Genomic DNA, 13,184 nt, shown 5'->3' on the forward strand with positions numbered 1-13,184 from the left:
AAAATGGAGAGCAAACAAAAACTAGGGAGATTGATTACAGTGTTGGCTACTTTCCTTGCCTTTTCAGGTATAGGGGTAGTCGATCCAATTTTGCCAATTATTGCTGAAAAGATTGGTGCATCGCATTGGCAAGTAGAGATGTTATTTACAGCGTATATTTTGACGATGGCAATTATGATGTTACCAGCTGGAATATTTGCATCGAGATTTGGTGATAAACGAATGATGACAATCGGTCTTGCGATCGTGACTGTATTTGCGTTTATATGCGGTATATCGCAAACGATTGCTCAGTTATCTCTTTTCCGCGCTGGATGGGGATTAGGGAATGCGATGTTCTTCGCAACGGCGATGACTTTATTGATTGCATTAAGTAAAGAAGTTCATGAAGCAGTAGGATTATATGAAGCAGCTATCGGTTTAGGAATGGCAGGTGGACCATTATTAGGCGGGATATTAGGTGGACATTCTTGGCGTTACCCATTTTTTGCGACGAGTATTTTAATTTTCTTAGCATTTATTTTAGTTTTCTTTTTTGTGAAAGAACCAGAGCGAAAAGTGAAGCGTAAAGCGGCAGGCGTGGGAGAATTACTTAACCTGGTGAAGTATAAACCGTTTATGCAAGGCGCCATTTCAGGAATGTTATACTACTACGGATTTTTCGTTGTGTTAGCATATTCACCACTTATTATGCATTTATCTGCTATTCAATTAGGATTTGTATTTTGTGGATGGGGACTCGCGTTAGCTTACGGTTCTGCAATTTTAGCACATAAGCTAGAAGGGAAATATGAGCCGAAAACATTGTTGAAAGGCAGTTTACTCGTATTTGCGCTGTTCTTAATTGCACTATTCTTCGTGAAAATTATGTGGTTACAAATTGTATTAATTGTTCTATCAGGGTTAGCATCAGGATTAAATAATGCATTATTTACAAGTTATGTAATGGATATTTCACCTTATGAAAGATCTGTTACATCTGGTGTTTATAACTTTGTTCGTTGGTTAGGTGGCGCGATTGCTCCCATTTTATCAGGGATTATCGGCCACACTGTTTCACCGCAAAGTCCATTTTTAGTAGGTGGGATTGTTGTATTAGTTGGTTGTGTAATGATTTTAATTCCGATTCGAAAACCGGTAGAAGTAGAGAGAAAAGCCCTTTCTTAAGAAAGGGTTTTCTTTATATGTATATGTTAGAACCCTCTGACTAAAATATATTTTCGGTATTTTTGTACTTTTAACTATACTTTTTGGATGTTTTGTTTTATTTTTGTTAGGGGACATTAATGATGTCCCTATTATAAATTTGCATTGAAAGGCGTGATTGTACGATGGAACTATGGTTCACTGAAAAACAAACAAAACATTTTGGGATTACGGCGCGTATTAACCGCACATTACATACGGAGCAAACAGAATTCCAAAAACTTGATATGGTTGAAACGGAAGAGTTCGGAAACATGCTTATTTTAGATGGCATGGTTATGACAACAGAAAAAGATGAGTTCGTTTATCATGAAATGGTAGCGCACGTACCTTTATTTACACATCCAAACCCTGAAAACGTATTAGTTGTAGGTGGCGGCGATGGCGGTGTTATTCGTGAAGTGTTAAAACACCCAAGCGTAAAGAAAGCAACTCTTGTTGAAATCGATGGAAAAGTAATTGAGTACTCTAAACAATACTTACCATCAATTGCAGGCGCATTAGATAATGAGCGTGTAGAAGTAAAAGTAGGAGACGGTTTCCTACATATCGCAGAAAGCGAAAATGAATACGATGTAATTATGGTAGATTCTACTGAGCCAGTAGGGCCAGCAGTAAACCTATTTACAAAAGGCTTCTACGCTGGAATTTCAAAAGCGTTAAAAGAAGATGGTATTTTCGTTGCACAAACGGACAACCCTTGGTTCACACCAGAACTAATTACAACTGTGTTTAAAGACGTAAAAGAGATTTTCCCAATTACTCGTTTATACACAGCGAATATTCCAACTTACCCAAGTGGTCTTTGGACATTCACAATCGGATCTAAAAAACATGATCCATTAGAGGTAAGTGAAGAGCGTTTCCACGAAATCGAAACGAAATACTACACAAAAGAATTACACAATGCAGCATTCGCATTACCGAAATTTGTTGGCGATCTAATTAAGTAAGAGAATCGCACGGAACAAATAAAGTGTAAGTAGCTCATTTAAGGTGTTTGTCCAGAAGACTTGAACATGCTAGCTATTTACACTTCTGTAAAGAAAATTGTCTTCTTTGTATGAAATAGAAGACCCGGTAAATCGAGAAAGAGGAGCAACTCGCTCCAAATTTGAGAAATAATGAAAGGTTGGGATACCTTAAGTTCCACATAAGGAGGAAAAGAATATGCGTTTTGATGAAGCTTATTCAGGTAAAGTATTTATTAAAAGTCATCCAAGTTTTGAAGAGTCGAAGGTAGTTATTTATGGGATGCCTATGGATTGGACAGTAAGTTACCGTCCGGGATCTCGTTTTGGCCCTGCACGTATTCGTGAAGTATCAATCGGTCTTGAAGAATATAGTCCGTATTTAGATCGTGAACTAGAAGAGGTAAAATATTTTGATGCGGGTGATATCCCATTACCATTCGGAAACGCACAGCGCAGCTTAGACATGATTGAAGAATATGTATCAAAACTTTTAGATGCCGATAAGTTTCCACTAGGTCTCGGCGGTGAGCACTTAGTGTCTTGGCCAATTTTTAAGGCAATGGCAAAAAAATATCCGGATTTAGCAATTATCCATATGGATGCTCATACTGATTTACGTGAATCGTATGAAGGGGAGCCTTTATCCCACTCTACACCAATTCGTAAAGTGTGTGATTTAATTGGTCCGGAAAACGTATATTCTTTCGGAATTCGTTCTGGAATGAAGGAAGAATTTGAATGGGCGAAAGAAGTAGGTATGAACTTATATAAATTTGACGTATTAGAACCGTTAAAAGAAGTATTACCGAAACTTGCAGGACGCCCAGTCTATGTCACAATCGACATTGATGTATTAGACCCAGCTCACGCTCCAGGAACAGGAACGTTAGAAGCTGGTGGTATCACATCTAAAGAATTATTAGATTCCATCGTAGCAATTGCAAATTCAAATATAAATGTAGTTGGAGCAGACTTAGTAGAAGTAGCTCCTGTCTACGACCATAGTGATCAAACACCAGTCGCAGCAAGCAAATTCGTGCGGGAAATGCTGCTCGGTTGGGTAAAATAAAAGTGAAGCCGACTGTTTAGACCCGGTGACTAAGGTTCTTTCCTGCAAAAGGTGCTTTTTACCTTTTGGCAGGGAAGGTTCTTAGACGCACAAGGGTCTAGGAGGCGTAACTGGATAGAAATAAGAGCCCTCTATATGATTAGGGGCTCTTATTTTGTCGTTATGTGTCGGTAAGTCGATATGTCTTGTCGAATCGTCGATATAATGAAAAAATCGTTGATATATTTTGAGTTGTGATCGATATATTTGAAAAATCGTCGATATAATTTCATTTACCATTACGTAACACAAAAAAGAGCTATTCCCAAACAACAGGAATAGCTCTTTTTCTTATGCAACCTTCTCTTCCGAAGTAATGCCGCGAATGTCATCAGCAGAGCGAATTGGATATTTACGGAACACGATTGATCCGATGTATCCAACAATCGTGGTAACGATTCCACATAATATAGCAGCAATTGTTACTTTTACAACGTCATTAAATCCGAATAAAACAAGAAGTCCTGGGATTGGTGATGCTGTTCCTGGTGCATTATTAACGAGCTGGAACAGAGATGTAATAATACCAGCAAGTGCACCGCCAACGAAGTTTGTCGCATAAATTGGAATCGGATTTGCTGAAACAACATCGGCTTGTGTTAAAGGTTCGATTGCTACAGCAATTGTGTCTTTCTTTGAACAAATCTTTAGTCGTTTAAAGAAAATAAAGTTCATTGGGGCTGAGGCTGCTACGGCAAGACTACCAATTGCCATTGGTAAACCTGTTAATCCAAGCATTGCAGTGAGTGCCATAGAACTCAGTGGAGAGGTAGAAATAACTGTTATTAATCCACCAAGCATAATACCCATGATAATAGGGCTTTCTGTAGTTGCAACTGAAATCATAGAACCGATTTTACCAAGTGTTGCGTTAACGAGCGGATCCATAAGCATTGCCATTCCGCGTGAGATTGGTGCAGCGATAAATAAAATTGCTAAAAACTCTACACCAGCCGGTAATTTCTTTTCGAGAAATTTCACGACGAAGGCACAAACGTATCCAGCGAAAAATCCTGGTAAAATACCAAACCCACTAGTAGCGATACCGATTAAAACAGCATATACGGGGGAAACACCGATTGCTAATGCGACTAAAATCGCTGCTGCGACACCGCTCATACTACCGGAAGCTTCTCCTACTGATTGTAAAAAGTCATTATGAAACATTTCTCCACCGATATAACGGTGAAATGCTTCAATAAGAAAACTTGCGATTGCTGCATTAGCTAAAGCACCCATCGCCTTCATTCCGTAAGGCGCACGGTAACTGAAAAGTGTAAATAGACAAAGTACAACAAGTAATAGTGCTAAACCTTGCAAGATAGCCATTTGAAAACTGTCTCCTTTGATTTTTGTAATAAAAATTCGTATCATTCAATAATAATATAAAAGTTCATGAAACGGAAAAATTTTTTATTGGGAAATGGCTATAAGGTGAAAATGCCTTACAATAATGTAAGGAAAGTGTAAGACTTTTAGATAGAGTATAGTATGCCATTTTTCGTATAATACAAGTATAGATATATGACTAGGGAAAAAGAAGTGTAAACAGGAGGCTCATATATGAAATTGGTAATTAAAGTTTTAGCTGTATTCGCCATTATTCTAGGTGGAACAGCGTATTATTTGAACACAAAAACAGAAGGTGTACATGCTTTTGTAGACAACTTCTTTTCAAATAAAGAAATACAAGATTATTATGCGGTGGTAGATAAAGGTGAGAAAAAAGACGGAGAATACTTGTATACTTTTAAAGGATATACAGAAGACGGGAAGTTACAGGTTATTAAAAGAATGATGAACCGTGAATTGCATACGGGTGCTTTTATAAAAATTTATGCAAAAGGTATGCAAGGAAAAGGATGGGCTGAAATCCCGAAAGAATCAATTCCGCAAAAAGCGTTGGAAAAAATAGAAAAACGATAAAAGGAGCGACTCATTCGCTCCTTTTTAGTGCGTTAAAATAGTAATAGATGTTTTTTCTTTGTTAGAAATGATTTTTACACGTCCGCCAATTGGAAAAGTGAAAATCGGGGTTGTATGACCGAAACTTGCGTTTGCAATGATAGGGATATGTGCAAGCTCGGGCTTTGAAGCAATCATCTCTTGCATGTCTTCTATCGTACATTCTGCGCCTTTTTGCATCTTTCCTATAACGATGCCTTTTACATGTTCAAAATCTTGTTGCTGTATAAGAGAATGTAAATATCGATCAAAAGTTTTAAGAGTAGCTTTCCCAGTTAAACTATCCTCTTCAAGAAATAAAATTTTATCCTTTAAGTCTGGCATATATGGTGTACCTTGTAGCAAGTTTAAGGTGCTCATATTACCACCAATAATCTCTCCAGTTGCTTCGCCTTCGTGAATCGAAACATATCCTTCATTCTTAATAAACTCTCGATTTTCCTGATCAATGTACCAAGAATCATCACTCCATGTTTCAGATGGTAGGACTTCAATAGGATCAGTAGAAGTTAAGCATTGTAAAAAGTAATCGTTCGTATACTCGAGACCTTTCTCCATTCCAAATGAAGAGAAATGGGGTCCTGAATATGTAACGAGTCCTGTTTTAGTGTAAATTGCATTATTTAAAGCAGTAATATCTGAATAGCCACAGAAAAATTTCGGATTTTCTCGAATTAAATTATAATCGAGGTGTTTCAATAAACCGTTAGAGTTGTATCCGCCAAGTGTCGTCAAAATGGCTTTTACATTCGGGTCTCTAAATGCTTCGTGAAGGTCTTGAACGCGTGAAGAAATAGAAGAGGAAGCAAATTTGTCTATTTCATCAGCATATGTTGAAAATGTAACGTGAAAGCCCATGTCGGTTAACCTTTTTACAGCAAGATTCCTGTTTTCAGTTGAGACAATACTTAAACTACAAGATGGTGAAATCACTCTAATTTCATCACCTTTTTTTAATTTTGTTGGAAGCACTTCATTCATCTCTTTAAATGAAAGAATATTTAGATTTAAAAAATATTTTATCATATGAAATAAAGTGAAAGTGAATTATTTTTTGAAATGGAGTTTTCCTGATTTTTCAGCAGACAGACAGAGGTTTTTTTTGATATGATAGGAAAAGTGATTTATTATAAGTAGTATTTAATATCTATAACATTTGAAAGGTGTGCAAGACGTGGAGAAACAACTTGCAGGCTTGCCGGTACACGTTCATTTCGTAACAGAAATCCGTGAAGGGGCGAGGAAGGAAACCGTTGCTTTTGAAGCAAATGGTCAATACTATGTAAAAGGTCAAGGTACATACGTAACATTCCAAGAGCCGAACGAACAGGGCGAAGTGAAAACAATTATTAAAATTCAAGATGAACAAGTTCTCATTATGCGTTCAGGTGCTGTTTCTATGCGTCAAACGCATGTGAAAGGTGAATGGACAACTGGTACGTACACGAGTGAACTTGGTACGTTTGCATTGCAAACAAAGACTGATAACGTTCTTTTTAAATGGTCGGATGAAAAGAAAAAAGGACAACTCTTCTTAACGTACGCATTGCTTCTAAGTGAACAAGAAGCTGGCAGATATACAATTACGATTAATTTGAAGGAGGCAAAATAATGAATTCTTTAGAACAAGTAAAAGGATTAATTAAAGAAGAAATTCAAGCTGCTGTATTAAAGGCAGAATTAGCGACAGAAGAACAGATTCCAAACGTTGTATTAGAATCTCCAAAAGATAAGACAAATGGTGACTTCTCTACAAATATGGCAATGCAACTTGCACGCGTTGCAAAGAAAGCACCTCGTATGATCGCAGAAGAATTAGTTGCAAACTTCGATAAAGCAAAAGCTTCTATTGAAAAGATTGAAATCGCAGGTCCTGGTTTCATTAACTTCTACATGGATAATAGCTACTTAACAGACTTAATCCCAACGATCGTTAATGCTGGTGAAGCTTACGGTGAAACGAATACTGGTAAAGGTGAAAAAGTACAAGTTGAGTTCGTATCTGCGAATCCAACAGGTGATCTTCACTTAGGACATGCACGTGGTGCAGCAGTAGGTGACACGTTATGTAACTTATTAGCAAAAGCAGGATACGATGTATCTCGTGAGTACTACATTAATGATGCTGGTAACCAAATCCATAACTTAGCTCTTTCTGTTGAAGCTCGTTACATGCAAGCTTTAGGCTTAGAGAAAGAAATGCCAGAAGACGGATACCATGGTGCGGACATCATTGCAATCGGTAAACGTTTAGCTGAAGAGTTTGGCGATCGTTATGCGAAAGCTGATGAAAAAGAAAGTTATGAATTCTACCGTGAGTACGGTTTAAAATATGAGTTAGCAAAACTCCAAAAAGACTTAGAAAGTTTCCGTGTTAAATTTGATGTATGGTTCTCAGAAACATCATTATACAAAAACGGAAAAATCGATCAAGCTCTTGCTGTATTAAAAGAGCGCGATGAGATTTTTGAAGAAGATGGTGCAACTTGGTTCCGCTCAATGACTTACGGTGATGATAAAAACCGTGTATTAATTAAAAATGACGGTTCTTACACGTACTTAACGCCAGATATCGCGTATCACCGTGATAAATTAGAGCGTGGTTTCGATAAGTTAATCAACATTTGGGGTGCTGACCACCACGGTTACATTCCACGTATGAAAGCTGCTATTCAAGCGCTAGGTTACGATAAAGAAACATTAGAAGTAGAAATCATCCAAATGGTACAACTGTATCAAAATGGTGAGAAAATGAAGATGAGTAAACGTACAGGTAAAGCAGTTACACTTCGTGAGCTTATGGAAGAAGTAGGCGTGGACGCAATGCGTTACTTCTTCGCAATGCGTAGCGGTGATTCTCATTTAGACTTCGATATGGACTTAGCTGTATCAAAATCTAATGAAAACCCAGTATACTATGCACAATACGCTCACGCTCGCGTATGCAGTATCCTTCGCCAAGGTGAAGAATTAGGATTAGCTACAGGCGGAGATGTGAACTACAAACTTGTTACTTCTGAGAAAGAGGTAGAGTTACTGAAAAAGCTTGGTGAATTCCCAGCAGTAGTTGCGGATGCAGCACAAAAACGTTTACCACACCGTATTACAAACTATGCATTTGAATTAGCAGCAACATTACACAGCTTCTACAATGCAGAAAAAGTATTAAACCAAGATAACTTAGAATTAAGTAAAGCTCGCTACGAGTTAATGAAAGCAGTACGCACTACACTTCAAAATGCATTAGCAATCGTAGGAGTATCTGCACCAGAAAAAATGTAATTAAGAAAAGCGGAAGCGGCTCGTTCAGAATAGAAGGGGGATGGAGCTCCTGACAGAGAGGCGTACTTTGCCTCGGAGGAAGGCGCGAAGCCACCGAGTATTCTAGTCGATTTTCGCTTTTAGTAAAAGGCAATCACACGATGTTGTGATTGCCTTTTTTTATTGGAGTTTTGTTATATATGATACGAAGAAGTAACAAGAAAATAGAAGGAGAACATACAATGAAGGCTATGAAAAAACAAAAGATAACATTAGTTGTCACATTTGCAAGTGCGATGTTTGTATTACTGAGCGGCTTTGCTTGCGTTCAAACGTTAGATGATATGTGAAAAGCTGGTGATATATATTTAGAAAGTGAGAAGCAAGGAGAGAAAAGTTATGAAGCGAAATTCTCATCATGGGATATTGCTGGTAAAGATATTGAAATTCAGTACGAGACAGATACAGAAGTGACATTTTCTTATGAAACAGATGCAAAACGCGGTAATTTATGCTTTAGTTTGTATGAAAGACAAGGGGAAGGGATAAAAGAGTTAAAGGAAATTTGTGAATCGAAAAAAGGTACTTTCAAAGCTACATTGAACGCAAATGAAAAATATGTCTTAAATATAAGTGGCTTAATGGTGAAAGATGGATTTGTAAAAGTAAAATGGAAAGAGAAATAAAAGGGGTCCTGTAAAAGGACCTCTTTTCTATTGGATAGTATACGTAACCGAAAAGCTAACAGGATTATAGTAAACGGTAGGTGCATGAAATTGAACGTATATATTTCCATCTGTTTTTGCAGTGAAAATTCGGCCGTAGCCATCAGAATAACGCCCAATAAGGTTATGATTTGAGTCATAAACACTGTAACTAGGAGTTTTGCTGTTAGGTTGAATTGTTAGCTCTTGTCCCTTTTGAAGAAAAATAGGTTCTTGTTCAGAACTACTTCCAGTTTGCAAAGAATAAAATTTTGTAAAGTTTTGTTCTTGAGTAGCGGCAGCGGCCTTTGTTTCAGGAATAAACGCGGTAGCACCAGTAATTCCTGCTAAAGTTAATGCACCGGCTAAAATCATTTTTTTCATAGTAGAAAAGCCTCCTTATTAGTTGTAATCATTTTTGTTACAGTTAATATTGTATATGATAATGAGTAGGAGGAAATATGCTTTTATGCATATATGTATTTTCTCAATAAAATGTCACCACTTTAAAGTGGGTTATTTTTAATATAACTAATTGTTTTTTCTTTTGGACTGACAACACAAGATAGATAAAGACTTAATTATATGTTTTTTTATTTTAATTAATTTATATTGAGAAATAGAAAAGTGAAAAGTGAATTATTTGCATATTTTTAATGAGGATATAGATGTTATTACTTTTAAAAGAAAGGTGGGCTTTTCTGAAAAACATAAATATATAATGTTTTATAAATTAAGGAGAATTCTATGAGGGTGTTCAATCTTAGCCAAAATATGATATGTAAAATAGGATAATCGGTTAACCTAAAGGTGCCTTATAATAATGAAGTAAAAATGGGGAACAACAATTAACTATTGATTTTTGGTAACAATTCTAGAATAATAGACTATGGAAAAAATTTGTTGTTTTTTGGGGGAATTACGAAAAAAGCATGTCTGTACTATTTATTGATGAAATGCTAATAGGAAATGTTGTAATTGCTTTAAATAATGTTATTACAATCAAGGTAAGTATACTTACATTTATAACTACCTAACAACTGAGTAGGTAATCCTCAAAACTTCTTATTTATTTAAAGAGTTAGGGATTTGGTGCTAATCAACTTGTTTTTTTAGATTAGATAAAAATAATGAGGAGATATACACCTCGTATTTTTGATTCAATACCACTTATATATATATTAATACATAAATATATATAAGTACATATAAATATTTTATTATTCGTAAAGAAATTAAAAATTCCTAGCGGATAGATAATATGTAGGTTTATTTTAATTTTTTGACATAGATCTAGAATCAGATCTATCAGGAGAAACCCTTTTTCCTGACACCCAGTTATATACTCCAAAAATGAAAAGACTGATTCCCGTATTTCTGCCAAATTCACATGAAATCAGTTGAAAATCACAATCGTTTTTATTTACCCCCAAACTTGTTCCACTTTATTCAGATTTGGAGAATATTTCTTTTATCTTCATAGACAAACAATACTTCGTCCGTAATATTTTAATCATATAACGCTGATGTTAAAATGTTTTTTGCATCAACTTATTGCGGTATTTAACTAAATATCAAATGTTTTAATACATGGACACTATCAGCCGTACTTATGATGACAGAAAGTTTATCTTCTAATGATATTCTGTAAAATATGAGTATTTTAACTCGTTCCACATTTATAAGCTTTTTTGCTGGTATGCTGAATGCGACTATAATCCGTAATTTTCGTTCTTTTTTCAGAACGATAAGTATGGAAGTTGATAGGATGCACATTTGCTGTGAAGTAGTTAGTCTATATTTGCCCGCACTAAAATCTTTTACACGTAGAATAATCATTTTATAATTCCTAAGGCACAAAAAGAAGACTGGTTGTCATGAGTTTCGTCTGGAATGCGTTTTAAATCATTTTTTTCTGATTTTAAATGTATTCCAGTATCTGTCGTCTATATGTATTTATTATTTAAACTTCCTTATTAAGGTTTATCTATGTTCCTATTAAAAAATATAGGTCAAAAGTACATAATTGTAGGCGTGTTGAAAATGTTAGATACACTTATAAAAAATCAAGTTTCAAGTTGTTAAGTAGTAGTGAAGGGGGAAGAGAAATCATAATAACTATCAAAAATACGTAGGTAAAATGGTTGAATAATAGAATTTTCGACATAACATGTTTGTACCAGAAACTATTTATATTTTAAATTATGGGGAGGCTAACATAGAGTATGTATTTGAAGAGAATTACTTCAATTTTTTCGATTATAATGATTTTTATATTTACTATAGGACAGAGTCTTTTGCCTATAGTGGCTAATGCACAAGAATTAAATACCACAGGGATTGTAGATAGCTTTACATTTGATAAAGAAAAATTAGGTTACTACGAACGAATGGGAATAAAAGTGGAGTTTAGTGAAAAACCTGGAAATAGGATAAAGCCTGGGGACACACTAACGTTAACGTTACCTCCAGAATTAAAAGGGTTTAGTGACACGATTCAGTTAGATGATTATGGTACTTGTAAAGTAAATGCAGGTACTGTGGTATGTACATTCAATGACAAGGTGGAATCAGAAAAAGATATTCAAGGCCATTTTTATTTTACAGTTCAATCCACTTATGCGGAAATAGATCAAGAGAATAAGGTTGAGACAAATTTAGGTACAATTTTAGATAAGCAATCTGTCACAGTTACTGGTCCAAGCGGTGGTGGTACAGATCCTGGAAAGGGCCCCTTTTCCTATAAGGTGGGTGATATTCGAGCAGAAAATACTAATGAAGTAAATTGGTATTTAATTGTAAACTATAACAAAGAAGTCTTAAGTAGTAATATTGATTTGACTGATACTTTGCAGGGAGGTCAAACGCTTAATAAAGATAGTTTCTATTTTGATTATGATAACGGTAATCCTGAAGACCGTAAAACTTTATCATTAGAAAAATTCGTAGCTGAAGGTTATGGAAAGATTCAGTTTAATAGTGACGAAACCGCTTTTGACGTTGAGATTGATAAGGCCAAAGCGAGTGGTAATACAGTTACGATTGGTTATAAAGCTAATATAACTGAAAGCGGAAAGAAACAAGAGTTTCTTAAGAACGAGTATACGATTAAATATCAAGTTAAAGACGAAGAGCAAGTTTCTGATTCGGATGGAGCTAAAGTTGAAAATATAATATCTGGTGGCGGTGCTGGAGGTAATAAGACTACATCTATTACAGGGACGAAGAAATGGAACGATAACAATGCAACAGATCGTCCAACAACAATCAAAGTAGACTTATTACAAAATAATAAAGTGGTAGACACGAAAGAAGTAACAGCAGAAAAAGATTGGAAGTATGAATTCAAAGAGTTAGCAGTGTTCGATAAAAATGGAGCAGCATACGAGTATAAAGTGAAAGAACAACCGGTACCAGGATATGAATCCAAAGTAGAAGGTTATGACATTACAAATACAAAAGTAGTACAAACGACAAACGTTTCGGGAACGAAGAAATGGGAAGACTACGACAATAAATTCAACACACGTCCAGGAAGCATCAAAGTACAACTGCTTCAAAATGGAACAGAATTTAAAACAGAAGAAGTAAAAGCAGATAAAGAAGGCAACTGGAACTTCAGCTTCAAAGATTTACCGAAGTATGATGGAGAAGGAAACGAAATCCAATATACAGTAAGTGAAGTGAAAGTAGACGGCTACGAGACAAAAGTAGAAGGAACGACAATTACGAACACATACAAAAATACAGACAAAACCGAAGTAAGTGGTAAGAAAGTCTGGGAAGACTACAACAACAAATTCAACACACGTCCAGAAAGTATCAAGGTTGAATTGCATCAAGATAATAAAGTGATACAAGATGCGACAGTGAAAGCTGATGAAAAAGGCAACTGGAACTTCAGCTTCAAGGATTTACCGAAGTATGATGAAAAAGGCAATGAAATCAAGTACACAGTAAGTGAAG

General features: G+C 35.8%; 10 protein-coding genes and 1 pseudogene. 8 read left to right on the top strand and 3 right to left on the bottom strand.

Annotation, left to right across the window (positions count from 1 at the left end; genetic code table 11):
• Positions 1–3 precede the first annotated feature (3 nt).
• From ACTFRN_RS21340 to speB, 3 genes are all read left to right on the top strand, one after another.
• Positions 4–1,167: an MFS transporter gene (locus ACTFRN_RS21340; RefSeq protein WP_000444220.1), complete on the top strand. Its 1,164-nt coding sequence runs from the start codon at positions 4–6 to the stop codon at positions 1,165–1,167.
• Positions 1,168–1,331: 164 nt separating this feature from the next.
• Entirely contained in the window at positions 1,332–2,159 is an 828-nt protein-coding gene (gene speE, locus ACTFRN_RS21345; RefSeq protein ID WP_000424696.1) for a polyamine aminopropyltransferase, read from the top strand.
• A gap of 217 nt (positions 2,160–2,376) precedes the next feature.
• Positions 2,377–3,249 carry an agmatinase gene (gene speB / locus ACTFRN_RS21350; RefSeq protein WP_001209831.1) on the top strand — a complete coding sequence of 291 codons (873 nt, stop codon included), beginning with the start codon at positions 2,377–2,379 and terminating at the stop codon, positions 3,247–3,249.
• A 330-nt stretch (positions 3,250–3,579) separates the two neighbouring features.
• On the opposite strand, the gene ACTFRN_RS21355 is transcribed toward speB, so the two are convergent.
• Positions 3,580–4,617 (bottom strand): PTS sugar transporter subunit IIC, encoded by a 1,038-nt coding sequence (locus tag ACTFRN_RS21355; RefSeq protein WP_000996317.1) that lies wholly within the window; start codon positions 4,615–4,617, stop codon positions 3,580–3,582.
• A gap of 234 nt (positions 4,618–4,851) precedes the next feature.
• Here ACTFRN_RS21355 and ACTFRN_RS21360 point away from each other — a divergent pair, with 234 nt between their 5' ends.
• A complete protein-coding gene (locus ACTFRN_RS21360; RefSeq protein WP_000779929.1) occupies positions 4,852–5,214 on the top strand; it encodes a YxeA family protein in 363 nt (120 codons plus the stop codon).
• A gap of 24 nt (positions 5,215–5,238) precedes the next feature.
• Here ACTFRN_RS21360 and ACTFRN_RS21365 read toward each other — a convergent pair whose 3' ends face one another.
• Positions 5,239–6,225, bottom strand: coding sequence for a S66 family peptidase (locus ACTFRN_RS21365; protein ID WP_088106267.1), 987 nt, complete (start codon positions 6,223–6,225; stop codon positions 5,239–5,241).
• 202 nt (positions 6,226–6,427) lie between these two features.
• Here ACTFRN_RS21365 and ACTFRN_RS21370 point away from each other — a divergent pair, with 202 nt between their 5' ends.
• From ACTFRN_RS21370 to ACTFRN_RS21380, 3 genes and pseudogenes are all read left to right on the top strand, one after another.
• On the top strand, positions 6,428–6,865 hold the full coding sequence (locus ACTFRN_RS21370; RefSeq protein WP_000414867.1) for a DUF1934 domain-containing protein: 438 nt from the start codon (positions 6,428–6,430) through the stop codon (positions 6,863–6,865).
• Positions 6,865–8,535 (top strand): arginine--tRNA ligase, encoded by a 1,671-nt coding sequence (argS, locus tag ACTFRN_RS21375; protein WP_001086449.1) that lies wholly within the window; start codon positions 6,865–6,867, stop codon positions 8,533–8,535. The genes ACTFRN_RS21370 and argS overlap by 1 nt, the downstream gene beginning before the upstream one ends.
• A gap of 149 nt (positions 8,536–8,684) precedes the next feature.
• Positions 8,685–9,200 (top strand): annotated as a pseudogene (locus ACTFRN_RS21380) (anti-sigma factor).
• Between the two features lie 27 nt (positions 9,201–9,227).
• On the opposite strand, the gene ACTFRN_RS21385 reads toward ACTFRN_RS21380, so the two are convergent.
• A complete protein-coding gene (locus ACTFRN_RS21385) occupies positions 9,228–9,602 on the bottom strand; it encodes a hypothetical protein (RefSeq protein WP_014893397.1) in 375 nt (124 codons plus the stop codon).
• Between the two features lie 1,922 nt (positions 9,603–11,524).
• On the opposite strand from ACTFRN_RS21385, the gene ACTFRN_RS21390 reads away from it, so the two are divergent.
• Positions 11,525–13,184, top strand: a 1,660-nt coding sequence (locus tag ACTFRN_RS21390; RefSeq protein ID WP_440038491.1) for a Cna B-type domain-containing protein, incomplete at its 3' end; no start/stop codon positions are given.

The organism is Bacillus cereus group sp. MYBK245-2 (genome assembly GCF_051916145.1).
Taxonomy (GTDB): domain Bacteria; phylum Bacillota; class Bacilli; order Bacillales; family Bacillaceae_G; genus Bacillus_A; species Bacillus_A pacificus.

Coding starts and splice junctions, on each gene's coding strand:
- ACTFRN_RS21340 (WP_000444220.1), top strand. CDS start 4: ATGGAGAGCAAACAAAAACTAGGGAGATTGATTACAGTGTTGGCTACT.
- speE (WP_000424696.1), top strand. CDS start 1,332: ATGGAACTATGGTTCACTGAAAAACAAACAAAACATTTTGGGATTACG.
- speB (WP_001209831.1), top strand. CDS start 2,377: ATGCGTTTTGATGAAGCTTATTCAGGTAAAGTATTTATTAAAAGTCAT.
- ACTFRN_RS21355 (WP_000996317.1), bottom strand. CDS start 4,617: ATGGCTATCTTGCAAGGTTTAGCACTATTACTTGTTGTACTTTGTCTA.
- ACTFRN_RS21360 (WP_000779929.1), top strand. CDS start 4,852: ATGAAATTGGTAATTAAAGTTTTAGCTGTATTCGCCATTATTCTAGGT.
- argS (WP_001086449.1), top strand. CDS start 6,865: ATGAATTCTTTAGAACAAGTAAAAGGATTAATTAAAGAAGAAATTCAA.
- ACTFRN_RS21385 (WP_014893397.1), bottom strand. CDS start 9,602: ATGAAAAAAATGATTTTAGCCGGTGCATTAACTTTAGCAGGAATTACT.